Source organism: Pseudomonas huaxiensis (genome assembly GCF_003231275.1).
GTDB lineage: Bacteria > Pseudomonadota > Gammaproteobacteria > Pseudomonadales > Pseudomonadaceae > Aquipseudomonas > Aquipseudomonas huaxiensis.
Genome location: NZ_QKVL01000045.1, coordinates 15096 through 41346, shown reverse-complemented (window position 1 = coordinate 41346; position 26251 = coordinate 15096). Strand labels below are relative to the sequence as shown.

20 protein-coding genes and 1 pseudogene are annotated in these 26251 nt (G+C 65.0%); 7 read left to right on the top strand and 14 right to left on the bottom strand.

Annotated features, from left to right (window positions below; genetic code table 11):
* Positions 1 to 177: 177 nt before the first annotated feature.
* Positions 178 to 1320: pseudogene (locus DM374_RS34565) on the top strand (HAMP domain-containing protein); the annotation flags it as partial.
* 141 nt (positions 1321 to 1461) lie between these two features.
* On the top strand, positions 1462 to 2175 hold the full coding sequence (locus DM374_RS34560; protein WP_404821392.1) for a methyl-accepting chemotaxis protein: 714 nt from the start codon (positions 1462 to 1464) through the stop codon (positions 2173 to 2175).
* Positions 2176 to 2231: 56 nt separating this feature from the next.
* Here DM374_RS34560 and DM374_RS27935 read toward each other — a convergent pair whose 3' ends face one another.
* Positions 2232 to 3011 (bottom strand): TatD family hydrolase, encoded by a 780-nt coding sequence (locus DM374_RS27935; protein WP_110972803.1) that lies wholly within the window; start codon positions 3009 to 3011, stop codon positions 2232 to 2234.
* Positions 3012 to 3013: 2 nt separating this feature from the next.
* Positions 3014 to 4009: a catabolite repressor/activator gene (gene cra / locus DM374_RS27930; protein WP_110972807.1), complete on the bottom strand. Its 996-nt coding sequence runs from the start codon at positions 4007 to 4009 to the stop codon at positions 3014 to 3016.
* 290 nt (positions 4010 to 4299) lie between these two features.
* On the opposite strand from cra, the gene ptsP reads away from it, so the two are divergent.
* The 3 genes from ptsP to DM374_RS27915 are packed head-to-tail and all read left to right on the top strand — an operon-like array spanning position 4300 to position 9844.
* On the top strand, positions 4300 to 7158 hold the full coding sequence (gene ptsP / locus DM374_RS27925) for a phosphoenolpyruvate--protein phosphotransferase (protein ID WP_110972802.1): 2859 nt from the start codon (positions 4300 to 4302) through the stop codon (positions 7156 to 7158).
* Positions 7158 to 8114: a 1-phosphofructokinase gene (pfkB, locus tag DM374_RS27920; protein WP_110972801.1), complete on the top strand. Its 957-nt coding sequence runs from the start codon at positions 7158 to 7160 to the stop codon at positions 8112 to 8114. The genes ptsP and pfkB overlap by 1 nt, the downstream gene beginning before the upstream one ends.
* On the top strand, positions 8111 to 9844 hold the full coding sequence (locus DM374_RS27915) for a PTS fructose-like transporter subunit IIB (RefSeq protein ID WP_110972800.1): 1734 nt from the start codon (positions 8111 to 8113) through the stop codon (positions 9842 to 9844). The genes pfkB and DM374_RS27915 overlap by 4 nt, the downstream gene beginning before the upstream one ends.
* 130 nt (positions 9845 to 9974) lie before the next feature.
* Here the strand turns inward: DM374_RS27915 and DM374_RS27910 are convergent, their stop codons facing one another.
* Positions 9975 to 11171 (bottom strand): aminotransferase class V-fold PLP-dependent enzyme, encoded by a 1197-nt coding sequence (locus DM374_RS27910; protein WP_110972799.1) that lies wholly within the window; start codon positions 11169 to 11171, stop codon positions 9975 to 9977.
* Positions 11172 to 11187: 16 nt separating this feature from the next.
* Positions 11188 to 11418 (bottom strand): DUF3820 family protein, encoded by a 231-nt coding sequence (locus DM374_RS27905; RefSeq protein WP_110972798.1) that lies wholly within the window; start codon positions 11416 to 11418, stop codon positions 11188 to 11190.
* 204 nt (positions 11419 to 11622) lie between these two features.
* Here DM374_RS27905 and DM374_RS27900 point away from each other — a divergent pair, with 204 nt between their 5' ends.
* Positions 11623 to 12093, top strand: coding sequence for a ferritin-like domain-containing protein (locus DM374_RS27900; protein WP_110972797.1), 471 nt, complete (start codon positions 11623 to 11625; stop codon positions 12091 to 12093).
* Positions 12094 to 12154: 61 nt separating this feature from the next.
* On the opposite strand, the gene DM374_RS27895 is transcribed toward DM374_RS27900, so the two are convergent.
* From DM374_RS27895 to DM374_RS27865, 7 genes are all read right to left on the bottom strand, one after another.
* Positions 12155 to 13675, bottom strand: coding sequence for a sensor domain-containing diguanylate cyclase (locus tag DM374_RS27895; protein WP_110972806.1), 1521 nt, complete (start codon positions 13673 to 13675; stop codon positions 12155 to 12157).
* A 304-nt stretch (positions 13676 to 13979) separates the two neighbouring features.
* Positions 13980 to 15317 (bottom strand): OprD family porin, encoded by a 1338-nt coding sequence (locus DM374_RS27890; RefSeq protein ID WP_404821391.1) that lies wholly within the window; start codon positions 15315 to 15317, stop codon positions 13980 to 13982.
* A 204-nt stretch (positions 15318 to 15521) separates the two neighbouring features.
* Entirely contained in the window at positions 15522 to 15746 is a 225-nt protein-coding gene (locus DM374_RS27885) for a hypothetical protein (RefSeq protein WP_110972796.1), read from the bottom strand.
* Between the two features lie 145 nt (positions 15747 to 15891).
* Positions 15892 to 17274 carry a heavy metal sensor histidine kinase gene (locus DM374_RS27880; protein WP_110972795.1) on the bottom strand — a complete coding sequence of 461 codons (1383 nt, stop codon included), beginning with the start codon at positions 17272 to 17274 and terminating at the stop codon, positions 15892 to 15894.
* Entirely contained in the window at positions 17249 to 17923 is a 675-nt protein-coding gene (locus DM374_RS27875) for a heavy metal response regulator transcription factor (protein WP_110972794.1), read from the bottom strand. The genes DM374_RS27880 and DM374_RS27875 overlap by 26 nt, the downstream gene beginning before the upstream one ends.
* A gap of 9 nt (positions 17924 to 17932) precedes the next feature.
* Complete coding sequence (locus DM374_RS27870) at positions 17933 to 21049, bottom strand: multidrug efflux RND transporter permease subunit (RefSeq protein WP_110972793.1); 3117 nt, start codon at positions 21047 to 21049, stop codon at positions 17933 to 17935.
* Positions 21046 to 22221: an efflux RND transporter periplasmic adaptor subunit gene (locus DM374_RS27865; RefSeq protein ID WP_110972792.1), complete on the bottom strand. Its 1176-nt coding sequence runs from the start codon at positions 22219 to 22221 to the stop codon at positions 21046 to 21048. The genes DM374_RS27870 and DM374_RS27865 overlap by 4 nt, the downstream gene beginning before the upstream one ends.
* A 234-nt stretch (positions 22222 to 22455) precedes the next feature.
* On the opposite strand from DM374_RS27865, the gene DM374_RS27860 reads away from it, so the two are divergent.
* Positions 22456 to 24039, top strand: coding sequence for a methyl-accepting chemotaxis protein (locus DM374_RS27860; RefSeq protein ID WP_110972791.1), 1584 nt, complete (start codon positions 22456 to 22458; stop codon positions 24037 to 24039).
* Between the two features lie 9 nt (positions 24040 to 24048).
* Here DM374_RS27860 and DM374_RS27855 read toward each other — a convergent pair whose 3' ends face one another.
* From DM374_RS27855 to DM374_RS27845, 3 genes are all read right to left on the bottom strand, one after another.
* A complete protein-coding gene (locus tag DM374_RS27855; RefSeq protein ID WP_110972790.1) occupies positions 24049 to 24822 on the bottom strand; it encodes a YkgJ family cysteine cluster protein in 774 nt (257 codons plus the stop codon).
* The gene (locus DM374_RS27850) at positions 24801 to 25112 is read right to left on the bottom strand and encodes a hypothetical protein (protein ID WP_110972789.1); all 312 of its coding nucleotides are present in this window, start codon (positions 25110 to 25112) and stop codon (positions 24801 to 24803) included. Before DM374_RS27850 ends, DM374_RS27855 begins: the two co-directional genes overlap by 22 nt.
* A 163-nt stretch (positions 25113 to 25275) precedes the next feature.
* A complete protein-coding gene (locus DM374_RS27845; RefSeq protein ID WP_110972788.1) occupies positions 25276 to 26175 on the bottom strand; it encodes a chemotaxis protein in 900 nt (299 codons plus the stop codon).
* Between the last annotated feature and the right edge of the window lie 76 nt (positions 26176 to 26251).

Sequence of the window (26251 nt, the reverse complement as noted above, 5' to 3'; positions counted from 1 at the left end):
TCGTTATTTCTGAAACACCACACTAGTCGCTTTACCTTAAGTTACAAACCTCTCCTTCGATATGCGCTATACAGCTGCATAAGCGCGGTAAATGGCTATCTGCCATAGCGCCAGACAACAATAAGAAATCGAAGGAGACGCCCAGTGAAGAGCCTGCTCCGTCCGGCCGTTGCGTTGATGAATCGCCTGAGCTTCGGGATGAAGTTCAGTCTGATAAGTGTCATGTTCTTCCTGCCCATGCTCGTGACCAACTTCTATCTGGTCAGCGATTCCTACGCCAAATTCCATGCGACCCGCGTCGAACTGCAGAGCCTCGATCTGTTGCGCGGCAGCCTCGCCCTGCGTGCGGATCTGGAAACCCTCGGCAACCTGGTGCAGATCAACGCCGTGCTCGGTCAGGCGGGCAAGGCCGAGGACATCGAGGCCCGTATCGCCACCGTCGGCCAGCAAGCCCAGGCGCGGCTCGCCGCGCTCCAGCCGGTGAGCACCGACGAGACGCTGGCCCAAGCGTTTATCAGCAAACGCGATGAACTGGCCAGCGCCTTGGCGACCGCCCAGGCAGAAAGCTCGCTGCAGGCCCAGGTCGCGCTCTTCGACAAGTTGCAATCCCAGGCCCAGACGCTGCCACGGGTGGTCGCCAGCCAGTCCGGCCTGAACCAGGACGCCGACAGCGCCATGCGCCAACTGAGCGAACTGGTCACCACGGTGACCCCGCAAGTCACCCAGATGCTCGGTGAAGGCCGGGCCATGGGGTCTTATTCGCTGGGCCAGGGCTTTATCAACTCGACGGCCAGCACCCGCTTCGAAGACCTGTTGCAGCAACTCGAAAAACTCGCTGCCGACTACGCCCTCAAGGTTCAGGATGCGCTGGCCGGCGACACGCAGGCGCAGGCCCGCCTGGGTTCGCAGGCCGCCAGCAGCCAGGCTTCGCTGAAGCAAGCCAGCGAGCTGTTCGAAAGCCAGGTGGTGGTGGCCGAAACCCTCGATGCGCCGTGGACGGCTTTCTATCAGCAGACCAGCGACCTGATGGCCCGCACCTATGAGCTGAACGAGGCCACCGTGGCCTTTCTCGACCAGCAGTTGCAGCAGCGCCTTGCTGAGTACCGCAGCCACATGATCCTGCTGGTAGTGGCCCTGGCCACGGTGTTCCTGCTGATCGTCTACCTCTACAGCGGCTTCTATGCCTCGACCCGCAACACCCTGAGCAGCCTCGGCGCGGTGATGGACAAGGTCGCGGCCGGTGACATGACCGTCAGCTTCCAGGCGCAGAGCCGTGACGAACTGGGCGAACTGGGCCAGGTGTTCAACGGCACGGTGCAGCGCATCCATGACCTGATCGAGCGCGTCGGCCAGACCGTCAGCGAAGTCGAGCGCCAGGCCGAGCAAGTGCATGTTGTGTCGTCGCGCAGCAACCAGGCGGTGAGCGGTCAGCGCGGGCAGATCGAGCAGGTCGCCACGGCGATGAACCAGATGTCCGCCACCGCTCAGGAAGTTGCGCGCAGCGCGGCGGCAGCGGTGAGCAGCGCCCACAGCGTCAACCAGGAGACGGTCACCGGTCGTGGCCTGGTCGAATCGCAGCAAGGCAGCATTGCCGGGCTGGCGGCGGAAATCGACCAGTCGGTGGTGGTGATCAACCAGTTGGTCAGCGACAGCCAGGCCATCAGCCGGGTGCTGGAAGTGATCAAGAGCATTGCCGAGCAAACCAACCTGCTGGCGCTCAACGCGGCCATCGAAGCGGCGCGGGCGGGCGAGCAGGGCCGGGGCTTTGCGGTGGTGGCGGACGAGGTACGCACCTTGGCCAAGCGCACCCAGCAGTCCACCGGCGAAATCGACGAAATGATCTCGCGCCTGCAGAACGGTGTAGGTGCGGCGGTGCGGGCGATGGACAGCAGTCACCAGATGGCGGCGGGGACGGTGAGTCAGTCGCAGCAAGTGCAGCAGGCGCTGGAAAATATCCTCGGCGCGATTGGCATGATCGTCGACCAGAACCAGCAGATTGCTGCGGCGGTGGAACAACAGACCGCGGTGGCCCATGACATCGACCAGAACATCGTGCAGATCAACCGCGCGGCGGAACACACGACCCAGGGCGCGCACCAGACCGAGGACGCGAGCCGGCAGTTGAGTGCGCAGGTGATGGAGTTGAAGCAGTTGATCGGTGCGTTCAGGGTCTAATGATTTTGTGGGTATCAGGGGCCGAACCGCAGCGATGAGGCCCTCAACATCAACCCCTAACTCCAGCCAAACATCTCACAGGCATTCCGGCTACTAGCCTCCGCCAGCATCTCCACCCCAATCCCCATGATCCCCGCCAATGCCGCGGCAATCTCCGGCAAATGCAGCGGACTGTTCCTGATCCCGGGAAACATCGCCGGCGCCATGTCCGGCGCATCGGTTTCCAGCACCACACTGTCCAGCGGCAAACGCGGCAATACCTTGTGCAGGCGCAGCGCTTGCGGCCAGGTGGCGGCGCCGCCAAGGCCGAGCTTGAATCCTAGGCGGATGTATTCACGCGCCTCTTCATAGCTGCCGGCAAAGGCATGAATGATCCCGCCCCGAGGCAGCTTGAACCGCTTGAGCGTGGCGATCACCGCCGCATGGCTGCGACGCACATGCAGCAACGCCGGCAGATCGAAATCCACCGCCAATTGCAGTTGCGCTTCGAACAGCGCCTGCTGACGCTCGCGGTCCAGCTCCGGCAGGTAGTAATCCAGCCCGAATTCGCCCACGGCGCAGAGTTGCGGATCGCCGCGCAGGCGGCTCAGCCAGTCACCCAGCGCGGTCAGGTGCTGCGGCGTGTGCGCGTCGAGGTACACCGGGTGCAGGCCAAACGCTGCGTAAAGCGAAGGCTCGGCCTTGACCAGATCCCACACCCGTTGCCAGTTGGCCTCGAACACCCCCAGCACCACCATCCGCTCGACCCCGCCCGCTGCGGCCGCCGCCAGCAGCTCGCGGCGGTCGGCGTCGAAGTCGGGGAAATCCAGGTGGGTGTGGGTGTCGATCAGGCGCATGGTCAGCCTTTGAAGATGCGCTGCTTGAACGTCCGCGCCACGGCATGAATGCCCGGCTGGTACTGCTTCTGTTCCACGGCGGCGAGAGCCAGTTCCAGCGCGGTTTCGGCGATCAGGCCGTGTTGCTGGGCCATGGCGTTGACCGGCAGCGGCAGGAAGTCGAGCAACTGGGTGTCGCCGAAGGTGCCAAGGTGCAAGGTCCGGGAGTCGGCCGGGCGGGTCGAAAGTACATCGAACACGCCTTGCAGCAGCACGTAGGAGGTGGTTACCAGCGCATCCGGCAGACCGCCCAGGTCGGCCAGCAACTGGCTCATCAACTGGCGCCCGCATTCGCGGCTGAACGCCTCGCCCTGGTACTGGCTGACCTTGCCGGTGAAGGCGTGCAGCGCCTGGTCGAAGCCGCTGGCGCGGGCCTGGCTGACGCTGAGTTCCGGGCGTGCGCCGATCAGGGCGATGTTCGACGGCGCCAGTTCCAGCAGGCTGCCAGTGAGTTGCAGGCTGGCCGGCTGGTCGTCGCTGACCACCGAGCAGAACACCTTCGGCTCCATGCTGCGGTCGATGGCGATGATCGGCATGCCTTTGTCTTGCAGTTCGCGGTAGCTGTCGTCGCTGGGCGGCAGGCAACTGGCGACGAACAGCGCGTCGCAGCGACGGGCGCGGAACAGTTGCTGCAATTGCCGCTCGCTGTCGGGCTGGTCGTCGCTGCTGGCGATCAGCAACTGGTAACCGCGAGCCCGCGCACCTTGCTCAAGCTGCTTGGCGATGCGTGCGTAGCTGGGGTTTTCCAGGTCGGGGAGGATGAAGCCGAGTGTCCGCGTATGCCGGCTGCGCAGACCCGCTGCTTGCGGGTTGGGGGTGAAGCCATGGGCCTCGACCACCGCGCGGACACGTTCCACGGTCGCATTGCTGATGCGTTGCTGTTCGGCCTTGCCATTGATCACGTAGCTGGCGGTGGTCACGGAGACACCGGCCAGACGGGCTATATCGCTGAGTTTCACCGAATTTTCCTTGTTATATACCGGGACTGGCTGCGAAGCCTGACCGCGCATTGTCGCCGATCCTGAGCCTTTGGCGCAGACGACCATTGTCGCAATTGTCCGGCACAAAGGGACTTCATTGTTCGCAGGTTATCGAGTAACGTGCACTCCATTTATGGATTAAACGTTTCAGCAAGCGATTTTACTGCCGCACCAAGCGCTTGCCGTAGGATCAGATGATTGCTGGCCCTATGCTTTTACCTCAACAACAATAACCTCGACGCCGTCCCGGCGTTGCAAAGGAGACGGTCATGCTCGAGTTCACCACGGCGCAGATATCCATGGGCCAGACGGCTGTGGACAAGTCCGCGGCCTTGCAGCTTCTGGCCGGACACCTGGTGCGCGACGGGCTGGTTGCCGAAGGTTATCTGGCCGGTTTGCAGGCCCGTGAAGCGCAGGGCTCGACCTTTCTCGGTCAGGGCATCGCCATTCCCCACGGCACGCCGCAGACCCGCGATCTGGTGCACGTCACCGGCGTGCGCCTGATGCAATTCCCCGAGGGCGTGGACTGGGGCGACGGCCAGCGTGTGTTCCTGGCCATCGCCATTGCTGCCCGCTCCGACGAACACCTGCTCCTGCTGCAACAACTCACCCGCGCCCTGGGCGACGCCGATATGGCCGAGGCCCTGAGCCGCGCCGACAGCGCCGAAGCGGTGCTGCACCTGTTGCAGGGCGCGCCGCGCGACCTGCTGCTGGACGAGCGTACCCTTGGCCTCGGTGTACCCGCCGACGATTTCGACGACCTGCTCTGGCAAGGCGCACGGCTGTTGCGCCGGGTGGAGTGCGTCGACGGCGATTTCGCCGGCCGCTTGCAGCAGGTCGAGCCGCTGTCGCTGGGCGACGGCCTCTGGTGGCTGCACAGTGAGCAGGCGGTGCGCCAGCCGGGGCTGGCCTTCGTCACGCCGCAACAACCGCTGCGGCATCAGGGCCAGCCGATCAATGGCCTGTTTTGCCTGGCCAGCCAGGGCGACGCGCATCAAACCGTGCTTGAACGCCTGTGCGGTCTGTTGGTCGAGGGCCGCGGTCAGGAATTGTTGCGCGCCGGCAACGTCCGCACCTTGCTGGGCATGTTGGGCGGCGCGGTACCGACCGATTGGCCCAGCGCCCGTATCGCCCTGGCCAACCCGCACGGCCTGCATGCGCGCCCGGCGAAGATCCTTGCGCAACTGGCCAAGGAATTCGACGGTGAGGTGCGCGTGCAGGTGGTCGACGGCAACGCGCCCGCCGTCTCGGTGAAAAGCCTGAGCAAGCTGCTGAGCCTCGGCGCGCGCCGGGGCCAGGTGCTCGAATTCAGTGTCGAACCGCGTATCGCCGAGGCGCTGCCGGCCTTGCTGGCGGCCGTCGAAAGCGGCCTCGGCGAAGAGGTTGAAGCGCTGCCGGCCGTCACCCAGGTGGCGATCGACACGCCCGCGCCGCTGACCACACAGGTGAAGCCCGCAGACGGCTCGACGCTTCAGGGCATCGCCGCCGCGCCGGGCATCGCCAGTGGTCCGGCGCATGTTCACCTGTTGCAGACGTTCGATTACCCGTTGCGCGGTGAGTCTCCCGCGCTGGAACGCCAGCGCCTGCAAGACGCACTGGCGCGGGTGCGCGCCGAGATCGACGGGCTGATCCTGCGCAGCCAGGCCACGGCGATCCGCGAGATTTTCATCACCCACTTGGAAATGCTCGCCGACCCCGGGCTCGGCGACGAAGTGGAACTGCGCCTGCGCCAGGGCGAAAGCGCTCCGGCCGCCTGGCTGGCGGTGATCGACGCGGCGGCGCGGCAGCAGGAAGCCCTGCAGGACGCCTTGCTCGCCGAGCGTGCGGCGGACCTGCGCGATGTTGGCCGCCGCGTGCTGGCGCAACTCTGTGGCGTCAGCGAAACGCCCGAGCCCGAGCAGCCTTACGTATTCGTGATGGCCGAGGTTGGCCCGTCCGACGTGGCGCGCCTGGACCCGACGCGGGTCGCCGGCATCCTCACCGCCCGCGGCGGTGCCACGGCGCACAGCGCCATCGTGGCGCGGGCGCTGGGCATTCCCGCCGTGGTCGGCGCTGGCGATGCGGTGTTGTTGATCGCGCCCGGCACGGCGTTGCTGCTGGACGGTCAGCGCGGTCGCGTCACCGTGGCGCCGGCCGCAGATCAACTGGAAAAGGCCCTGGCCGAGCGCGAGCAACGCGAAGCACGCCTGCGCGCCGCCCACGCCTCCCGCCATGAGCCGGCGATCACCCGCGACGGCCACGGGGTGGAAGTCTTCGCCAACATCGGTGAAAGCAGCGGCATCGACAAAGTGGTCGAGCAGGGCGCCGAGGGCGTTGGGCTGCTGCGTACCGAACTGATTTTCATGGCCCATCCGCAATTGCCGGACGAGTCCACTCAGGAAATCGAATATCGCCGCGTGCTCGACGGCCTCGGCGGTCGGCCGTTGGTGGTGCGCACCCTGGATGTCGGTGGCGACAAGCCGCTGCCGTACTGGCCGATCGACAAGGAAGAAAACCCGTTTCTGGGTGTGCGCGGCATCCGCCTGACCCTGCAACGCCCGCAGGTGATGGAAAGCCAGCTTCGCGCCCTGCTGCGTGCGGCAGGCGAGCGACCGTTGCGGATCATGTTCCCGATGGTCGGGCAGGTGGAGGAGTGGCGTCAGGCGCGGCAGATGGTCGAGCGCTTGCGCGGCGAGATTCCAGTCGCTGACCTGCAGGTCGGGATCATGATCGAAGTGCCCTCGGCAGCGCTGTTGGCACCGGTCCTGGCGGCGGAAGTGGATTTCTTCAGTGTCGGCACCAACGATCTGACCCAGTACACCCTGGCCATCGACCGCGGTCACCCGAGCCTTTCGGCCCAGGCCGACGGCCTGCACCCGGCGGTGCTCAACCTGATCGACATGACCGTGCGTGCGGCCCACGCCCATGGCAAGTGGGTGGGCGTGTGCGGCGAGCTGGCGGGCGATCCGCAGGCGGTGCCGATTCTGGTTGGGCTGGATGTGGATGAATTGAGCGTGGCGCCGCGTGGCATTGCCGAAGTGAAGGCCCAGGTGCGCGCCCTGAGTATTGAACAAGCCCGGATTCTGGCGCGACAAGCGCTGAGCCTGGGCAGTGCCGGCGACGTGCGGGCACTGGTGGAGACGCTGTGATGGCCAAGATTCTGACCCTGACCCTGAACCCGGCGCTGGACGTCACCGTGAGCCTTGAGGCGTTGCGCACCGGTGCGGTCAACCGCGCTTCGGCCCAGCACAGCCATGCTGCCGGCAAGGGCCTGAATGTGGCCCAGGTGCTCGCCGACCTTGGCCACGAGCTGAGCGTCAGCGGCTTTCTCGGCCTGGACAATCTGGCGCCCTTCGACGCGCTGATGCAGCGCCGCGGCTTCGTCGACGGCTTCATCCGCGTGCCGGGCGAGACCCGCAGCAATATCAAGCTGGTGGAGCACGGCGGACAGGTCACCGATATCAACGGCCCGGGCCCGGAAGTGGACGAAGCGGCCCGTCAGGCGCTGCTCGATCGCCTCGACCAGCTCGCGCCCGGACATGACGTTGTGGTGGTCGCCGGCAGCCTGCCCCGCGGTATCAGTACGCAGTGGCTCGAAGCGCTGCTGATCCGGCTCAAGGCCATGGGCCTGAAAGTCGCCTTCGACAGCAGCGGCGCGGCCCTTGAGGCCGGCTTGCGCGCGGTGCCATGGCTGGTCAAACCCAATACCGAGGAACTGGGCGAAGTGCTCGGCACGCCTGTGCACGGCTTTGCCGAGCAGCGTGAGGCGGCGCAACGGCTGATCGGACAGGGCATCGAGCATGTGGTGGTGTCCCAGGGCGAGCAGGGCGTCAACTGGTTCAGCCGTGGCGCGGTACTGCAAGGGCTGCCGCCGCAGGTGACGATTGCCAGCACCGTGGGTGCCGGTGATTCGCTGCTGGCCGGTATGGTCCACGGCCTGCTGGCGGGCGAAGCGGCGGAGCAGACCCTGCGCCGCGCCACCGCCATCGCCGCGCAGGCGGTCAGCCAGATCGGCTTCGGTATCAACGACCGCGCGCAACTGGCGCGCTTCGAAACGGAAGTCCGCATTCAGACCCCGAGCGCAGAACAAGAGGGTGAACAATGAAACTCGCGATCGTCACCGCCTGCCCCAACGGCCAGGTAGCCAGTGTATTGAGCGCCCGCCTGCTGGACGCCGCCGCCCAGCGCCTGGGCTGGAGCACCAGCGTCGAAGTGCACGACCCGGCTCGCACCGAGCGGCAGTTGTCGGCGGCGGTGATCGCCGATGCCGACTGGGTGTTGGTGGTTGCCAGCGGTCCGCTGGCGTTGCAGCGTTTCGCCGGCAAGCGGCTGTTGCAGAGCACCCCGGCCCGGGCGTTGCAGGATGTGGATAACTTCTTGCGCGAAGCGGCCGACAAGGCCGAGGTCTATCAGCCAGGCGAGGAGGCTGCCGCACCCGTCCCGGCGAAGGCCGCCAGGATTGTCGCCGTCACCGCTTGTCCGACCGGCGTGGCCCACACCTTCATGGCCGCCGAGGCGCTGCAACAGGCCGCGCAACAGATGGGCCTGCAGTTGAGCGTGGAAACCCAGGGCTCGGTCGGCGCGCGCAACCCGCTGAGCGCGGCGGCGATTGCCGAGGCCGATGTGGTGCTGCTGGCCGCCGATATCGACGTGCCCACCGAGCGTTTCGCTGGCAAGCGCATCTTTCGCTGCGGCACCGGCGTGGCGCTGAAACAGGCCAAAGCCACGCTGGAAAAAGCCCTCGCTGAAGCGCGCGAAGAAAGTACCGCCAACGCCCAGGCGGTGAAGGCGAGCAACGAGAAGACCGGCGTCTACAAGCACCTGCTGACTGGCGTGTCGTTCATGCTGCCGATGGTGGTGGCCGGTGGTCTGTTGATTGCCCTGTCGTTCGTGTTCGGCATCGAAGCTTTCAAGGAGCCGGGTACGCTGCCGGCGGCGCTGATGCAGATCGGCGGCGAGGCGGCGTTCAAGCTGATGGTGCCGCTGCTGGCGGGCTACATCGCCTATTCCATCGCCGATCGGCCGGGGCTGGCGCCGGGAATGATCGGCGGCCTGCTGGCCAGTACGTTAGGCGCGGGTTTCATAGGCGGCATCATCGCCGGGTTTCTCGCTGGCTACAGCGCCAAGGCCATCAGCCGCTGGCTAAAACTGCCGACCAGCCTTGAGGCGCTCAAGCCGATCCTGCTGATCCCGCTGTTCTCCAGCCTGTTCACCGGGCTGGTGATGATCTATGTGGTCGGCCAGCCGGTGGCGGGGCTGCTCGCCGGGCTGACCCAGTTCCTCGACAGCATGGGCACCACCAACGCGATTCTGCTGGGCATCGTGCTCGGCGCGATGATGTGCGTTGACCTCGGTGGACCGGTGAACAAGGCGGCGTATGCCTTCTCGGTCGGGCTGCTGGCCTCGCAGAGTTATGCACCGATGGCCGCGACCATGGCGGCCGGCATGGTGCCGCCGATCGGCCTGGGCATCGCCACCTTCCTCGCCCGCCGCAAGTTTGCCCAGAGCGAGCGTGAAGCGGGCAAGGCGGCGTTGGTGCTGGGCTTGTGCTTTATTTCCGAAGGCGCGATTCCCTTTGCGGCGAAAGACCCGCTGCGGGTGATTCCGGCGAGTATTGCTGGCGGCGCGCTGACCGGGGCCTTGTCGATGTACTTCGGCTGCAAGCTGATGGCGCCCCATGGTGGGCTGTTCGTGATGCTGATCCCGAACGCGATCAACCATGCGCTGTTGTACCTGCTGGCGATTGTCGCGGGGAGTTTGCTGACGGCGGTGGTGTATGCGGTGTTGAAGCGGGGCGAGGGGGTTGAGTTGGCGGTGGCGCCAGTCAAGAGCTGACTCATTTCCCTGTGGGAGCGAGCTTGCTCGCGAAGGGGCGCGTCGCGGCCCCATAGGGTCTGCTACCGGAGTTTTGGGGCTGCTTTGCAGCCCTTCGCGAGCAAGCTCGCTCCCACAGGGGAAATGGGGTTCAGGCCAGTCGCTCCAGCGCTTTCACCAGCAACCCAACTTCCGTCGGCGTCGTGCTGAACCCCGGCGTCACCCGAATACACGGCCCGCACGCCGAGCCCTCGCGTGCCACGGTGAACAGGTCGAACTCGCGCAACAAGCGCTCGGCCATGGCGATCTGGTCGTGGTGCCGGGTGAAGCGGAACGAGGTGATGCCGCAATACAGCCGCGGGTCATCCGGGGTCATCACTTCGATCCCGGGAATCTCCCGCGCCGGCGCCACCCATAGATTGCGCAGGTAATTCAGCCGCGCGCCTTTCACCGCCGTACCGCCAACTGCCTCATGCTCATCGAACACCGTCGGCAACGTCAGCCAGGCGGGAACGTTCGGCGTGCCATACGGTGCCCGCGAGCGGATGTCGGCCTGTGGATAACGCAGCTCGCCCATGTCCGGGTCGATGGCGTCGATCTTGTCGGGGGCGATGTAGACCACGCCAAGGCTCAGCGGCGCGCCGATCCATTTCTGCAAATTGAAGCCCGCCAGTTCGATACCCAGGTGTTCCAGGTTGAAGTCGATCTGACCCAGCGCGTGGGCGCCATCGAGGATCACGTCCACGCCGGACTCGCGGGCGCAGGCGGCAATCGCCTGGACCGGCATCACCAGCCCGGTGCGGTGGGTGACGTAGGTCAGTGGCATCAGGCGGATGCGCGGGTGCCGTTCGAAGGCGTCGCGGTAGCTCTGCACCAGGTTGTCGAAGGTGGCCGGGTGCGGGTGATGGATCTCGATCAGTTCCAGGCCGCGCTGGCGGGCCAGCCAGCGCATGGCGTTCTGCACGCTGTCGTATTCCAGATCGCTGACCAGCAACTGGTCGCCGGGCTGCAGGCGGTTGTAGTTGCGGATCAGCGATTGCAGTGCGGCGGAAGCGCTCTGGGCGATGGCGACGGTGTAGTCCGGTACGCCCAGCAGTTCGGCAACGGCATCGCGAATCTGCACACTGCCGACCTGCTCGAAGTGCTGGCGTACTGGCAGCGAATTGCAGCGGTTGATGGCGTCGATGTGCTGTTGATAGGTCTGCGCGACGGTGCGCGTCATGCGCCCGAAGTAACCGTATTCCAGGTTTACCGGGCCGGGCTCGACGTCGTATTTCGCGGCGATGCGTTGCCAGTAGCCCTCATCACGGGCCAGAAGGGAGGGCTCAGATGAAGGCGGGTGGTCCATGCACGTGCTCGCTTTTTCAGGGACGGGGGCGGGGGTGTTTTTTACGCAGGGGTTCCAGCAGGTCGGCAAGGCCGTTGTGATCCACCTCGTGCATCAGCGCCAGCAGGCCGCCCAGCTCGCCGTGGGGAAAACCCTGGCGGGCAAACCAGTTCAGGTAGGGACCGGGCAGGTCGGCGATCAGCCGGCCCTTGTATTTGCCGTAAGGCATTTCGCGGGTGACCAGCAGTTCGAGGGTTTCGGGATTCATGGCACACGGCAAAGACTGATGAATGGCCGGACGATACAGGCAATCTGCATGAAGGCCAAAGGACAGTTCATGCAGAAAGCGCGGGTACAGTTTTCAATGATTTTTGTAAGTTATTGATATATCTAGAGAATTACAGGTGGTCGGGTCTGGCACGAAGGCTGCGTTATCCATTGGGAACATCCCTCATGCAAAAGGAGCCGTGTCATGACCGATACCAACAAAGAAGTCATTTCTGTCCTCAACGACCTGATCGAGTTCAGCAAGGATGGCGAGAAAGGCTTCAAAACCTGCGCCGAGGACGTCAAGCGCGCAGACCTGAAAACCTACTTCCTGCAACGTTCTTCCGACTGCGGCAACGCCGCCGCAGAATTGCAGCAGCATGTGCGCAGCCTGGGCGGTGACCCGGAAACCTCCACCAGCCTCACCGGCGATATGCACCGTGGCTGGGTGAACCTGAAATCCATGGTCACCGGCAAGGACGAGGAAGCGGTGCTGAACGAAGCCGAACGCGGCGAAGACCATGCGCTCAAAGCCTACAAGGAAGCGTTGGAAAAACTCGCCAAGGTCGCCCCGGCGTCGGCTGCCTACTCGCTGGTAGAGCGCCAGTACCACGGCGTACAGCGCAACCACGACCAGGTAAAAGTGCTGCGCAACAGCGCTCGCGCCCAGTCCTGAGTCGCGACCCCCGCGCGCTCTTCATGCCCCGTCGGCCATTGGCCGGCGGGGCATTTGTATTTCAGGGGCTGGCCGGTTTCGGTCCTTCGACGCGGTTACGGCCGTTGCGTTTGGCCCGATACAGGGCCTCGTCGGCACCGGCCATCAGTTCGCCAAGGCTCAGTGCGCTGCCGGGTGTGTGGATGCCAACGCCGACACTGGCACTGACTGGCTTCTCGTCACCGCCGTAAGGCGGCAGCGCCTGGACGCTGAGGCGGATGCGCTCGGCGAGCACCATCGCACCGTGCAGGTCGGTGTCCGGCAGCACCGCGACAAATTCTTCGCCGCCGTAGCGCGCCGCCAGGTCGGTGGGGCGCAGCAGGCTGCAGCCAATGGCGTTGGCGACCTGCTGCAAGGCTTCGTCACCGCCGTGATGGCCGTGGCGTTCGTTGAAACCACGGAAGTGATCGACGTCGATCATCAGCACCGCGATCGGCCGTTGAGTGCGCTGCGCTCGCGCCCATTCGCGGCGTAGCACCTGGTCGAGCTGGCGGCGGTTGGGCAGGCCGGTCAGGCTGTCGGTGGCGGCCAGTTCCGCCAGGCTGCGTTCGGCGCTGTGCCGCCGGCGCAGTTCGCGACCGAGCATCAGGCTCAGCCAGAGAATGCCGATGCACAGCACGCCGGTGGCGGCGCTGACCAGAATCGCGGTGCGTTTCCAGGCGCTGTAGACCTCATCCTCCGATTGCGTAACGACCAGCACCAAGGGCAGATCGGTGACCCGGGCGAAGGTGTACAGACGCGGCCTGCCGTCATGCCCTGACGGCGCGCTGAAGCTGCCGCTGCCCTCGGCCAGCAAGCGCTGGAAGTTAATCCGCGAGGAAAAATTGCTGCCGGTCCGGTCGACGGTGCTGGCGCTCGGCCCGGTGGCGTGACGTGCCAGCAACTGGCCGTCGGTGTTCATCAGGTTGATGCTGCTGTCGTGGCCTACATCCAGGCGCTGGAACACATCATTGAAGTGCGACAGGCGCAGGGCGCCGCCGGCGACTCCGGCGAAATCGCCGTCGGCATCCTCGATGCGCCGGCTGAAACTGATGCACCAGTCCAGATCCCCAAGGCGTGCCTTGAACGGCGGGCTGATGACCATGCCCAGATCGGGGTTGCGCTTGTGTTCCTGGAAGATCGGCGTGTCGGCGAAGTTGGCGCTGCGCGGGGTGCTGCTGGCGGAGTCGGCGACCACATTGCCGTCGCGGTCGAGCCAGAGAATGTCGCCGCGCACCGGGCTGCTGAAAGCCTGGTTGAACAGCACCTGCTGGCGCATGTGCGGCGGGATGCCGAGCAGTTCCGGGTGCTGCACGGCCCAGATCAGGCTTTGCAGGGACAGGTCGTAGAGTTCGACATTGCGAATGATGTCGGTCTCTATCAACTTGACGATATTGCGCGCCGAGCGGGTGGCGGTCTGTTCGACGTTCATGCGTTCGCGCAGCAACAGGAAGGTCACGATGGCGATGATCGCCAGCACGGCCAGACAACTGCCCAGGTTCAGGATCAACTCCGGATGCGTCCGGTAGAGGCCGGGACGCGGGGGCGTGGTGTGCGCGTTCATGGTCGCGAAGGTGTTCTGACCGTCAGGTTGGGCCGGGAAACGGGTAAAACCGGGCGTCGGAAGCAGTGTGGACTGTTCCGCGGTCGGGTTTTGGCGATGGAAATCGATCACAACCGCGCACAGGGGGGCTGCGCGGCGGCGGGTATTCTAGGTGGGGGCGGATTGTAGGACAAGAATTTAGTGTGCAAGGCAGATGTGCGGTCGTGGTTGGGTCGTTGGGCCCATCGCGAGCAAGCTCGCTCCTACCCCAAGGAGCGAGCTTGCTCGCGATGGCCGCTACATAGGCCTAACGTCAGCCATCAGATCAGAAGATATTCACCGGATAGTCAACGATCACCCGGTACTCGTCGATGTCGTTATCCACATGCGAGTAACCCTGGCTGCCGCGATGGCTGGCCCAGCGCAGGCGCACGCTGAGGTCTTTGAGCTGACCTTCCTGGAAGGCATAGGCCAGGTCGAAATCGCGTTCCCAGTGCTGGGCGTTCTTGCCGTCTTCGCTGTACCAGTGGCCATAACCGCTGCTGTCGGCATCGGCCTTGCTCAGGTCCAGCTCGCCCTTGGAGTAGGACACGGCGGTGGTCAGGCCGGGAATGCCGACGCCGGCGAAGTCGTAGGCGTACTTGAGCTTCCACGAGCGCTCGTTGGGGCCGTTGAAGTCCGAGTAGATCTGCGAGTTGTCCAGATAGACGCTGTCGCCCTGGTTGATGTAGTCGAACGGCGTGTTGCCGTTGACCCGCTGGTACACCGCGGTTACCGCGTGATAGCCGACGTTCACCGTGAAATGCAGGCTGTAGGTGTTGTTGTCGATATCACCCAGCAGGGCATTGCCGGTGTCCTGGGTGTGGTAGTAGTTCACACCCGGATTGAGGCTGACCAGCTCATTGAGCTGCCAGGTGTAGTCGAGGTTGACGTAGTACTGGTTCCAGATGTCCTTCAGTTCGGCGGCGTAGACGCTGGTGCTCAGGCCGTCGACCGGGGTCCAGACTCCGCCGGCCCAGTTCAGGTGGCGGCTTTCGCGGTGGTCCGGCAGCGAGCCGTAGAAGGTGTCGATGCGGCGGTGACCGCTCTGGTTGTACGGCTTGGTGAAGCTGGCCTGGCCGCCTTCGAGCATCAGGTTGTCGATGCTGGTGTTGGTCAGGCTCACGCCGCGGAAGGTCTGCGGCAGCATGCGGGTCTCACCGCCGGCGATCACCGGGTTGGTAAGGAACAGGTCGCCGGCCCGCAGCACGGTGTCGAAGGCGCGGACTTTCACCGAGGCGCCGGCGCTGGAGAACTCGTCCGGCGCCTTGCCGTAGTCGTAGCCGTCTTTGCTCGGGCTGTTGATCGGCAGGATGCTCGACCCGGCGGTGCCGCCACCGCCGTCGAGTTTCAGGCCGAGCATGGCGTAGGCGTCGAGGCCAAAGCCGACGGTACCTTGAGTGAAGCCGGATTCGAACTTGCCGATGAAACCCTGGCCCCATTCGCGGTTGTCGCGCACACCCGGCAGCAGTTGGTTGCGGCTCATGTAGTAGTTGCGGGCCAGGACATCGAGGCTGGCGCCTTCGACGAAGCCTTCGGGCTTGTCGTCGTCAGCCTGGGCGTGGAACGGCATCGTTGCAGCCAACGCAACGAATAGTGGGGTCAAACGCGTGGTAATGGTCACCTTGATGAACTCCTTGAGGTGCTGATGGCGGCAGTTTTTATTCTGCGAAGCGGTATTTTTCTTGTTGGAAACGGGCCGTATTCCGGTACTTTTCACCAGGCGAAAAAAAGCCGCTGACAAGCAGCGGCTTTAAACGACAGGCGCGCGGGCAGATGCGCTGCCTGCGCGAAAGTCGAGGGAGAAACAGGAGCGTCGAGCAGCGACTCAGCTATCTTTGCTGGCACTCGAATCAACCTTTGATGCGGTCTGTTCCGAGGCTTTCGCAGCATCGTTCTGTTGCTTGGCGAAGGCTTCGCGAGCGTGCTCCAGGGTCGCCTGGTGGCGTGCGGTCTGGGCGACGAAGGCCTGGGATTCTTCAGCCATGGCCAGAGGGGAAAGCAACACGGAAGACAGGACGAAAACGCTGGCAATACCCATGCTGTTGGACATTTCAAACAACCTTCTTGCAGAGCAAGTATCTATTTGGTGCGGCTAAATTAATCGTTAGGAAGCGAACGAAAAAGCCGTATTTCAGAGATGGACTGTTGCGTAAAAAGTAACAGTCCTGAAAGGCCGCGGCCCAGAGTGTGTTGGCTCAGGCCGGGAGAAGAATGCCGAAGGTGTTGGCGCCCGCCTGGCTGCGGGCAAAGACGCTGCCGCCGTGCATGACGGCGATGGCCTTGACGATGGCCAGGCCCAGGCCGTGGTTACCGCTGCCGTTGTTGCTGCGTGCAGCATCGACCCGGTAGAAGCGTTCGAACAAGCGTGGCAGGTGTTCGTCGGCAATGGCCGGGCCGGGGTTGCTGACGGCGATGCGGACCTGATCGTCTTCGCTGTGGATAACCACGCGGATCACCTGACCCGGCTCGGTGTGCTGCACCGCGTTGTTCAGCAGGTTGATCAACGCCCGGCGCAGATGGGCCTTTTCGATGCGTGCCTGGGCATCGCCCTTCACCTCCACCCGCACCTGGGCGTCTTCGAGGATGTAATCGAGGTAGTCGAGGGTGGTCGCCACTTCCTCGGCCAGCGAGGTGCTGATCAGCGCGGTGGCCTTGCTGCCCTGGTCGGCGCTGGCGAGAAAGAGCATGTCGTTGATGATGCTGCGCAGCCGCTCCAGTTCTTCGAGGTTCGATTGCAGCACTTCGAAGTAGTGCTCGGCGCTGCGTCCGCGGGTCAGGGCGACCTGGGTCTGGCCGATCAGGTTGGTCAGCGGCGAGCGCAGTTCGTGGGCGACGTCGGCGTTGAAGGCTTCCAGCCGCGAGTAGGCCTGGTCGACCCGCTCCAGCGCGGCGTTGAAGGTCTGGGCGAATTGCTCCAGCTCCGGCGGCAGCGCCGAGACTCGCAGCCGACCGCTGAGGCGTGGCGGCGCCAGTTGCTGGGCTTCGGCGGACAGTTCGCGCAGTGGCCGCAGGCCGATCCGCGCCACCCAGTAACCCAGCACCGAGGCCAGCAGGACACCCACGACCGCCAGGCTGACCAGGGCGATCAGCAGGGTGTGCTGGGTGTGCCAGAACGTCTCGGTGTCGATGCCGATCAGAAAACGCAGCGGTGGGCGCTGCTCCAGCGCCGGTAACTCGCTGAGCATCACTTTGTACGGGAAGGGGCTGTCGGCCAGGTACAGGTCGCGCATCCCCGGCTTGCCCGCGGCGACATGGCGGATTGCCGCGTCGGGGTTGCCGTATTCGTAGTGGCTGTCGCTGCTGACCGCCCAGAAGCGGATGCGCCGGTCTTCCTCGCTGAGCTGGTCGAGCTTGCGGACCATCTTGCTCCAGTGGTCCGGGTTGCCGAAGCGCATCAGGCTCGATTCCAGCACGCTGAAGCGTGCCTCCAGCTCGGCCGACGGGAGCATGTCGAGGCTGCGGTCCACCTGTTTGTACAGCGCCCAGCCGATCAGCAGGAACACCAGCAGCGCTACCAGCGTGAACAATGCGCTCAGGCGCAGGGCCAGGGAGTTAGTTCGCGCGGTTTTCCAGGACATAGCCCATGCCTCGGATGGTGTGCAGCAGTTTGGTTTCGAACGGTCCGTCGAGCTTGGCGCGCAGGCGCTTGATCGCCACCTCGACGACGTTGGCGTCGCTGTCGAAATTGATATCCCAGACCAGCTCGGCAATTGCCGTCTTCGACAGGATCTCGCCCTGACGACGGGCCAGCACGCTGAGCAGCGAGAACTCCTTGGCGGTCAGGTCCAGGCGTTGGCCGGCGCGGCTGGCCTTGCGGCTGATCAGGTCGACCCAGAGGTCGGCGACCTGGATCTGCACCGGTTCGTGGCCGCCGCTGCGCCGGGTCAGGGCTTGCAGGCGCGCCACCAGTTCGAGGAACGAGAACGGCTTGCCGAGGTAGTCGTCGGCGCCTTCGCGCAGGCCGTGGATGCGGTCTTCGACGCGCTCGCGGGCGGTCAGCATGATCACCGGGGTCTGCTTGCGCGCCCGCAGCGCGCGCAGCACGCCATAGCCGTCGAGGCCGGGGAGCATGACGTCGAGGACGATCACCGAGTAATCACCCTCCAGCCCCAGGTGCAGGCCTTCGATGCCGTCCCGCGCCAGGTCCACGGTAAAGCCCTGCTCGGTCAGGCCGCGATGCAGGTAGTCGGCGGTTTTTTCTTCGTCTTCGATAATCAGCACGCGCATGGTCGGCTCTCAATGGGCAATCGGCCGGGGCGCTTCAGCAGCGCGCTGGCGCCGGTGGAACAGGCGCTCCAGGGCCAAGTATATGACCGGGGTGGTGAACAGTGTCAGGGCCTGACTGACCAGCAGCCCGCCGACCACGGCGATGCCCAGCGGCTGGCGCAACTCGGCGCCGGCCCCGGCGCCGAGCATGAGCGGCACGGCACCGAACAGGGCGGCGAGGGTGGTCATCATGATGGGCCGGAAACGCGTCAGGCAGGCTTTGTGGATCGCTTCCTCGGGGCTCATGCCATGGTTGCGTTGGGCGTCGAGGGCGAAGTCGATCAGCAGGATGCCGTTCTTCTTGACGATGCCGATCAGCAGCACCACGCCGATCAGGCCCATGATCGTGAAGTCCTGGCCCCACAGCCACAGCAACGTCAGGGCGCCGAGGCCGGCCGGGGGCAGGGTGGAAATGATCGTCAGCGGGTGGACGAAGCTCTCGTAGAGCACGCCGAGGATGATGTACACCGCCACCAGCGCGGCGAGGATCAGCCAGGGCTGGCTCGACAGCGAACTCTGGAACGCCTGCGCAGCGCCCTGGAACGATCCGCTGATGGAGGCCGGCATGCCCAGTTCGAGCTGGGTGCGTTCGAGGATCGCCACGGCATCGCCGAGGGCCACGCCGGGCGCCAGGTTGAACGACAGGTTGGCGGCCGGGAACAGGCCGTCATGACTGATGGACAGCGGGCCGGTGCTTGGCGCGGCGACTTTCGCCACGGCGGCCAGCGGGACCATTTCGCCGCTCAGCGGCGAGCGCAGATAGAACGAATTCAGGCTTTCGGCACGGCCACGCTGGCGGGCGTCCAGTTCGAGGATGACCTTGTACTGGTTGGTCTCGGTCTGGAACTCGCTGATCTGCCGCTGGCCGAAGGCGTCGTAGAGCGCCTGGTCGATGTCAGTGGTGGTCAGGCCGAAGCGCGCCGCGGCCTGTCGGTCGATCTCGATGCGGGTGACGCTGGCGCCCAGTTGCAGGTCGTTGGACAGGTCGCGGAACGCCGGGTTGGCCTTCAGCCGTTCGGTCAGGCGCTCGGTCCACAGGTTCAGCGCCGGGCCGTCGTTGCTCTTGAGCACGTATTGGTACTGGCTGCGGCTGGGGCCGGAACTGAGGTTGATGTCCTGGCCGGCGCGCAGGTAGAGCACCACGCCCGGCACCTTGGCCAGTTTAGGGCGCAGGCGGTCGATGAACTCGCTGGCCGAGACATCGCGCTCGCCCGGGTCCTTGAGGGAAATCCAGAAGCGGCCGTTGGCGATGGTCTGGTTGCTGCCAGTGACGCCGACGGAATGGGAGAACGCACGGACCGCCGGATCGGCTTCGATGATCTTGGCCAGCGCCTGGTGCTTGGCGACCATGTCCGGGAAGGAAATATCGGCCGCGGCCTCGCTGGTGCCCAGCACGAAACCGGTGTCCTGCACCGGGAAGAAGCCCTTGGGGATGGCGATGTAGCCGATCACCGCCAGTGCCAGGCTGAGGCCGAAGATGCCGAGCATGGTTTTCTGGTGAGCCAGGGCCTTGTCCAGCAAGCGCTCGTAACCGGCCAGCAGGCGTTCGCCGAAACCGGGTTTCTGTGGTTTGTCATGAGAGGGCGCGTTCATGAACAGCGCGCACAGAGTCGGCGCCAGGGTCAGCGACACCAGCACGGAAATCAGGATGGTGCTGGTGGCGGTCAGGGCGAATTCCTTGAACAGCCGGCCGACCACGCCGCCCATGAACAGCAGCGGAATGAACGCCGCCACCAGCGAGAAGCTGATGGAGACCACGGTGAAGCCGATTTCCCGGGCGCCCTTGAGCGCTGCTTCGACGCGGCTGTCGCCGGCTTCGAGGTGACGGTGGATGTTCTCCACCACGACGATGGCGTCGTCCACCACGAAACCCACGGCGATGACGATGGCCACCAGCGTCAGGTTGTTCAGGCTGAAGCCGAACAGGTACATCATCGCGAAACTGGCGATCAGCGAGACCACCAGCACCGCCGAGACGATCAGGGTCGCTGACCATTGCCGCAGGAACAGCGCCATCACCGCGATCACCAGCAGCACGGCGATGCCGAGGGTTATTTCCACTTCATGCAGCGAGGCGCGGATGGTCTGGGTACGGTCCTGCAGTACTGCGACCTGCACCGTGCCCGGCAGCATTTCTTCCAGCCGCGGCAGCGCTTCGTTGACCCGGTCAACGGTGTCGACGATGTTCGCCCCGGGCTGGCGGAAGATCACCAGGTTCAGACCCTGCTGGTCGCCGGACCAGGCCTTGACGTAGGCGTTTTCCGAGCCGTTGATGACCCGCGCCACGTCCTTGAGCTGGACCGGTGCGCCGTCGCGGTAAGAGACGATCAACTGCGCGTATTGCTCGGGGTGGAACAACTGGTCGTTGGTGGCCAGGGTCGAGACGCTGTTGGCGCCATACAGCGCGCCCTTGGCCAGGTTCAGGCTGGTCTGCTGGATGGCCAGGCGCAGGTCGGCGAGGGTCAGGCCGAGGGCGGCGAGTTTCTCGGGCTGCGCCTGCACGCGGATCGCCGGGCGCTGCTGGCCGGTGATGTTGACCAGGCCGACGCCGTCGATCTGGCTCAGTTGCCGGGCCAGCAGGGTTTCGGCGTAGTCGCTCAGCTCGTTGGCGGGCATCTGGTCGGAACTGAGGGTGAGGATCAGCACCGGGCTGTCGGCCGGGTTGACCTTGCGCCAGGTCGGCGGGCTGGGCATGTCCTGGGGCAGGCGCGCGGAGGCGGTGTTGATCGCCGCCTGGACTTCCTGGGCAGCGGTATCGATGTTTTTGTCGAGGGTGAATTGCAGGATCAGGCTGGTTGAGCCCAAGGCGCTGCTGGAGGTCATCTGGGTCATGCCGGGGATGGCGCTGAACTGCACTTCCAGCGGTGTCGCCACCGACGAGGCCATGGTTTCCGGGCTGGCGCCGGGGAGCTGGGCGCTGACCTGGATGGTCGGGAAATCCGCTTCCGGCAGCGGCGCCACGGGCAGGCGCGGGAAGGCCACCACGCCGAGCAGGACCAACGCGAAGGTCAACAGCAGAGTGGCGATGGGACGGTCGATGCACCAGCCGAACAGGCCGCGGCGGCCATTGGGCAGGGCGGCGTTCATGGCTGCACGCTCGCATCGCTGCGGGCGACGTTCTGCGCAGGCGGCGCGGTGTCGAGGACTTCCACCGTGGCGCCGGGCTTGAGCCGCGACTGGCCGTCGGCGACGAGCCGGTCATTGGTGTCCACGCCGCTGATGACGTTCAGCCGGCTGTCCTGATACAGCACCTTGACCGTCACGGCCTCGGCCTTGTCGCCGTTGATGCGGTAGACGAAATGCTGGTCCACGCCCTGACGCACCACGCCCGGCGGTACCACCAGCGCGTCGCGCTCGACGCCGGTCTGCACCCGCAGGCTGACCAGTTGGCCGGGCCAGAGGCGGGCGTCGACGTTGCTGAAGGTGGCCTTGGCCCGCAGGGTGCCGGTGCCGGCGGCGATCTGGTTGTCGATCAGGCTCAGGCGGCCTTCGCCGAGTAGCGTGCCGCCGCTGTCGCCGTCACCTTCCAGGAACGCCTTGATCGGCGCGGGCTCGCTGCTGGCGACCAGTTGTTGCAGGGTCGGCAGCCATTGTTGCGGAACCGAGAACTCCACGGCGATCGGGTCCATGCGGGTCACGCTGAACAGGCCCTGGGTGTCGCTGCTGCGCACCAGATTGCCTTCGTCGACATTGCGGATGCCGACCCGGCCGCTCACCGGCGACAGCACCCGGGTATAGGACAACTGCACTTCGGCGGCGGCGATGCTCGCCTGGTTGCCGAGGATGCTGGCGTCGAGCTGGTTGACTAGCGCTTGTTGCTGGTCGAGGGTCTGCCGCGAGATGCCGTTGTCTTCGCTGAGCAGGCGATAGCGCTTGAGGTCCACCTGGGCTACCTGCAACTGCGCCTGGCTCTGTTTGAGCTGGGCCCGGGCCTGGTCGAGGCTGGCGCGGATGGCGCGGTCATCGAGGATCGCCAGCAGGTCGCCTTCGCGAACGGTCTGGCCTTCCTGCACGGCGATGCGGGTCAGCACGCCTTCCACTTGCGGGCGAATCACCACGCTGTGCAGCGACTGCACGGTGCCGATGGCGCTCAGGTAACGCGGGACATCCTCGCGCTTGACCGTGATCACACTGACCGGAATGGCCGTGGGCTGGGTGCTCCGGGCGGTGCGCGGGCGCTCATTGACGAACCAGACCGCGACGGCCAGGAGGACAATGGCAAGCAGGACAAGCAGCGTTCGGGGGCTGGTAATTCGCATGCGTCAAAGGTGCCGGGACAGGTGGGAGAGAGGGCTATTACGTTTATATAGATCAGACCGGGTCGGCAGCGTGACGGCTAGCTGTCACGGCTGTCAGTTAACCGGGATGCGGCGGACAGACGGTGATGGCAAAGGGCCGTAATGCTGCTCTGGATCAAGGTGCGCGCAAGGGGCCGCCCGTAGTATTTCCGCCCTGCTTTATAACCCCCTCATCCGAATGACGAGCGCCTCTCGATGAAGAGCAATCTGCCTGTGACCGGTCGCAATGTGGATTACCGTGGTGACGCTAACATCCTTTCCACCACTGATCTCACCAGTGCCATAACCTACGCCAACGACGAATTCATAAAGATCAGCGGCTTCTCCCGGGAAGAGCTTATCGGGAGCGCGCATCATATCGTCCGCCACCCGGACATGCCTTCTGCAGCGTTCGAACATATGTGGGCAACCCTGAAAAGGGGCCGCTCGTGGATGGGCCTGGTGAAGAACCGCTGCAAGAACGGCGATCACTATTGGGTCAGCGCGTTTGTCTCGCCGATCACCAGCCATGGTGAAACGGTGGAATATCAATCGGTGCGCACCAAGCCGACCCGAGCCCAGGTGGCCGCCGCCGAACTGCATTACGCCAAACTGCGCAACGGCGCGCTGACCTGGCGTGATCGTCTGCCGGTGCTGGGCCTGGGCAAGCGCCTGGCGCTGAACCTGGCCGGGCTGCTGGCGCTGGTCATGGGCGGCAGCCGCCTGTTGTTGCCGGAGTTTCCCTTGCAGGGCGCGGTGGAGTGGCTGGTCTTCGTGGCGCTTGGCGCGCTGCTGATCTCGCGGACCTTGCGCCCGCTGGAGCGGTTGCGCGCACGGGCCAACGAAGTGGCGGACAACCCGCTGAGCCAGCAGTTGTACACCGGTCGCCGTGATGAAGTGGGGCAGATCGAATTCGCCCTGCAGATGCTCGAAGCGCAGATGGGCGCCGTGGTCGGCCGCATCGGCGACACCTCCAAGCGTCTGGCCGGGCACACCGCCGACCTCGCCAGCCATCTGCAACACAGCCACACCACCACGGTCGGCCAGCAGGGCGACGCGGATCAGGTGGCCGATGCGATCAACCGCATGGCGGCCCGGGTGGCGGAAGTGGCCAGCAGCGCCCAGCAGGCATCCCGCGCGGCGGATCAGGCCGAGGATGAAACCCAGGTCGGCCACAACCTGGTTGACCAGAGCCGCACGACCATCCTGCAACTGGCCAACGCCCTGGCCGAAGCCACGGAAGTGGTGCACACCCTGGAGAACCATAGCGAGGAGATTTCCGGCGTGCTGGAAGTTATCCACAGCATCGCCGAGCAGACCAACTTGCTGGCCCTCAACGCCGCGATCGAAGCCGCCCGGGCGGGTGATCATGGACGCGGGTTTGCCGTGGTTGCCGATGAGGTCCGCGGCCTGGCCCAGCGCACCGCGCAATCGACCGGGGAAATCCAGCGGATGATCAGTGTGCTGCAGAGCGGCGCCCGTGACGCGGTGGTGGCGATGCAGCAGAGCAGTGATCACGCCGGGCAAAGCGTCGAACAGGCCCAGCACGCGACCCAGGCGCTGCACGGCATCAGCCAGCGGGTCAATCAGATCAGCGAGATGAGCATGCAGATCGCTTCGGCGGTCGAGCAGCAGAGCCTGGTCAGCGAAGACATCAACCGCAACATCATCAGCATCCGCCAGGCCAGTGAGCAGAGTGTCACTGCCGGTCAGCGCGGTCATTCCACTGCCAGTGACGTGGCCGGTCTTGCCGAAGACCTGCGTCGCCTGGCCGAAGAGTTCTGGTGCCGGCGTCAATAAGACGCCGTATCAGAACCCGATGAAACTGTAGTGCCCGGCGCTCACGCCGGTGATCCTGGCTCCTGCCGAGCTCAGCTTTCCGGCAAGGTCGCCATCCTCCACATGTAATGTCCAGGCGGCGAGAGCCGCGTCCGGTTCGCTGGCCGTTTCCACCATGGCCTGGCGCAGTGCCGTCGTGTCCGGAAGATAAGCCGTGAAGCCGTTGCCTTTCAGCGCACTGGTGTCGATGCCCAGGCGTTGGCAGACCAGGGCCTTGTTGCGGATGTCCTCGCGGTCGGCCTGGCGTGAACGCTCGATCAGTTCCAGCAGTTGCGGGTCCACGACGCGCTCGCGGTGGATCAGTGCCGCGCCGCTTTCCCAGGCTTCGGGCGGGCAGTCCTTGGCCTCGGGGCGCAACGGGATATGCGGATTGATCTCCATGGGATAGATGCGGCAAACCAGCGGCCGGCGCTCGTAGATCAGGCAGCGCAGGTCGGCGTCCAGGTTGCGGCACGGCCCCGGATTGAAGGCAGCGAAGGTGATGGCGACAAAGGCGTCGGTCGCGCCGCAGGGCACTGCGCAGGAACGACGGCGGGCGTGTTCCTGCTGCTCGACCGGCAGGCCCAGGCCGTTGTCGAGGAACGCCTCGACCAGCACGATGACCTGGCCGCCGTCATCGACCCACTGGCGGGCTTCGCTCAGGGTCAGCGGGACATGGTGGCCGGTACAGCACTTGCCGCAGCCGGTGCAGTTGAAATGCAGGGTGTTCGCTTCAGCGTTGCTCACGGTTTGCCAGGGGTCCATTCGGTCACGGTGGCGGTCTTGTGGCGCCGGTCGTAGAGGCACAGTTCGGTGCCCTTGCGGTTGTTCATGTGTTTTTGCGGGAAGCGGCCTTGCAGGAGCAAGGCGGAGTAGCCGGTGCGGTCGTCGAATTCGGCGCTCTTGCCGAGGGCGCGGACGTCCTTGAGCTGGCTGGCCTGGGTGCAGGCGCGCAGCAGTTGCTTGTCGTGTTCGGCCCAGGCCTGGTCGCTGGAGGCCTGCGCGGTGCCCGCCAGCAGGAGGGTGCTGAGAAGGGTGAGGGTCTGCGCTTTCATCGGGAGTTGGCTCCGCTGGGGTAAGGGCGTATGCCGCTGGACCCTGTGGGAGCTGGCTTGCCAGCGATGAGGCCATCAGTGACAACAGATGTCGTCTGGTCTGACGCAATCGCTGGCAAGCCAGCTCCCACAGGGGGAGCGGAGTTCGGGGTACAACCTTGGATCAGCGCTCGGCGAACGCCACCGTCCGTGCCGCCACGATCAGGCAGTCGGTCAGTTCCGGTGACGAGAACTTGGTCAGCACCGCGTTGGCCCCGGCCGCCTTGGCCTTTTCGCTGTTCATCGCGCTGTCGAGCGAGGTGTGCAGCAGCACATACAGGTGCTGGAAGTCCGGCGTCTCGCGCAGGGTCCGGGTGAAGGCGTAGCCATCCATCTCGGACATCTCGATATCCGACACCACCACGTTGATTTCCTGATCGGTGCCTTGCAGTTCCAGCAACGTCGCGATCGCATCCTTGGCGCTGCGCGCGGTATGGCATTCCAGGCCTAGGCTGCGCAGGGTGTAGATCGACTGTTGCAGCGCAACCTGGCTGTCATCCACCACCAGTATGTTGGTCGCCGCCAGCACCGCCGCGTCTTCGCTGTTCAATTGCGCCGGGGCGTTGTCGTGGCGGCTCGGGGTGATGCCGTGGATGACCTTCTCGATATCCAGCACCTGCACCAGCGCGTCGTCGATGCGAGTCACGCCGGTAATGAACGACTTTTCCCCAGACGCATAGGGTGGCGGCCGAATGTCGGTGCTCAGGCAGTGCACGATGCGGCTCACCGCCTGGACATGCAGGCCCTGCTTGGAACGGCTGATGTCCGTGACGATCAGGCAGCCGCCGTTGGGATCGGCCAGCGGTCGCTCGCCGATGGCGCGGGACAGGTCGATCACCGGCAGCGGGTTGCCGCGCAGGGTCGCCACGCCTTTGACGTGGGGATGCGCTTCGGGCAGGCGGGTCAGCGGCGGACAGGGAATGATCTCGCTGACCTTGAGCAGGTTGATCGCCATCAGCTTGCCGCTGCGCAGGGTGAACAGCAGCAGCGACAGCGAGTCCGCGCGAGCTTTTTGCGAGAACATAGTGACCTTCGTGAAAAATGGGATTCAGAGGCTTGTGCCGGGTTATCGACCCGAGCGGCCATGGCTTTAACGCATC

Bases quoted from the DNA above. Each gene is read 5' to 3' on its own strand.
- DM374_RS27870 (WP_110972793.1), bottom strand. From the start codon at position 21,049: ATGAACGCCGCCCTGCCCAATGGCCGCCGCGGCCTGTTCGGCTGGTGC.
- DM374_RS27875 (WP_110972794.1), bottom strand. From the start codon at position 17,923: ATGCGCGTGCTGATTATCGAAGACGAAGAAAAAACCGCCGACTACCTG.
- DM374_RS27880 (WP_110972795.1), bottom strand. From the start codon at position 17,274: ATGTCCTGGAAAACCGCGCGAACTAACTCCCTGGCCCTGCGCCTGAGC.
- DM374_RS34560 (WP_404821392.1), top strand. From the start codon at position 1,462: ATGAACCAGATGTCCGCCACCGCTCAGGAAGTTGCGCGCAGCGCGGCG.
- DM374_RS27900 (WP_110972797.1), top strand. From the start codon at position 11,623: ATGACCGATACCAACAAAGAAGTCATTTCTGTCCTCAACGACCTGATC.
- DM374_RS27885 (WP_110972796.1), bottom strand. From the start codon at position 15,746: ATGTCCAACAGCATGGGTATTGCCAGCGTTTTCGTCCTGTCTTCCGTG.
- DM374_RS27845 (WP_110972788.1), bottom strand. From the start codon at position 26,175: ATGTTCTCGCAAAAAGCTCGCGCGGACTCGCTGTCGCTGCTGCTGTTC.
- DM374_RS27860 (WP_110972791.1), top strand. From the start codon at position 22,456: ATGAAGAGCAATCTGCCTGTGACCGGTCGCAATGTGGATTACCGTGGT.
- DM374_RS27915 (WP_110972800.1), top strand. From the start codon at position 8,111: ATGAAACTCGCGATCGTCACCGCCTGCCCCAACGGCCAGGTAGCCAGT.
- DM374_RS27865 (WP_110972792.1), bottom strand. From the start codon at position 22,221: ATGCGAATTACCAGCCCCCGAACGCTGCTTGTCCTGCTTGCCATTGTC.
- DM374_RS27910 (WP_110972799.1), bottom strand. From the start codon at position 11,171: ATGGACCACCCGCCTTCATCTGAGCCCTCCCTTCTGGCCCGTGATGAG.
- pfkB (WP_110972801.1), top strand. From the start codon at position 7,158: ATGGCCAAGATTCTGACCCTGACCCTGAACCCGGCGCTGGACGTCACC.
- DM374_RS27895 (WP_110972806.1), bottom strand. From the start codon at position 13,675: ATGAACGCGCACACCACGCCCCCGCGTCCCGGCCTCTACCGGACGCAT.
- DM374_RS27935 (WP_110972803.1), bottom strand. From the start codon at position 3,011: ATGCGCCTGATCGACACCCACACCCACCTGGATTTCCCCGACTTCGAC.
- DM374_RS27855 (WP_110972790.1), bottom strand. From the start codon at position 24,822: ATGGACCCCTGGCAAACCGTGAGCAACGCTGAAGCGAACACCCTGCAT.
- DM374_RS27905 (WP_110972798.1), bottom strand. From the start codon at position 11,418: ATGAATCCCGAAACCCTCGAACTGCTGGTCACCCGCGAAATGCCTTAC.
- ptsP (WP_110972802.1), top strand. From the start codon at position 4,300: ATGCTCGAGTTCACCACGGCGCAGATATCCATGGGCCAGACGGCTGTG.
- DM374_RS27850 (WP_110972789.1), bottom strand. From the start codon at position 25,112: ATGAAAGCGCAGACCCTCACCCTTCTCAGCACCCTCCTGCTGGCGGGC.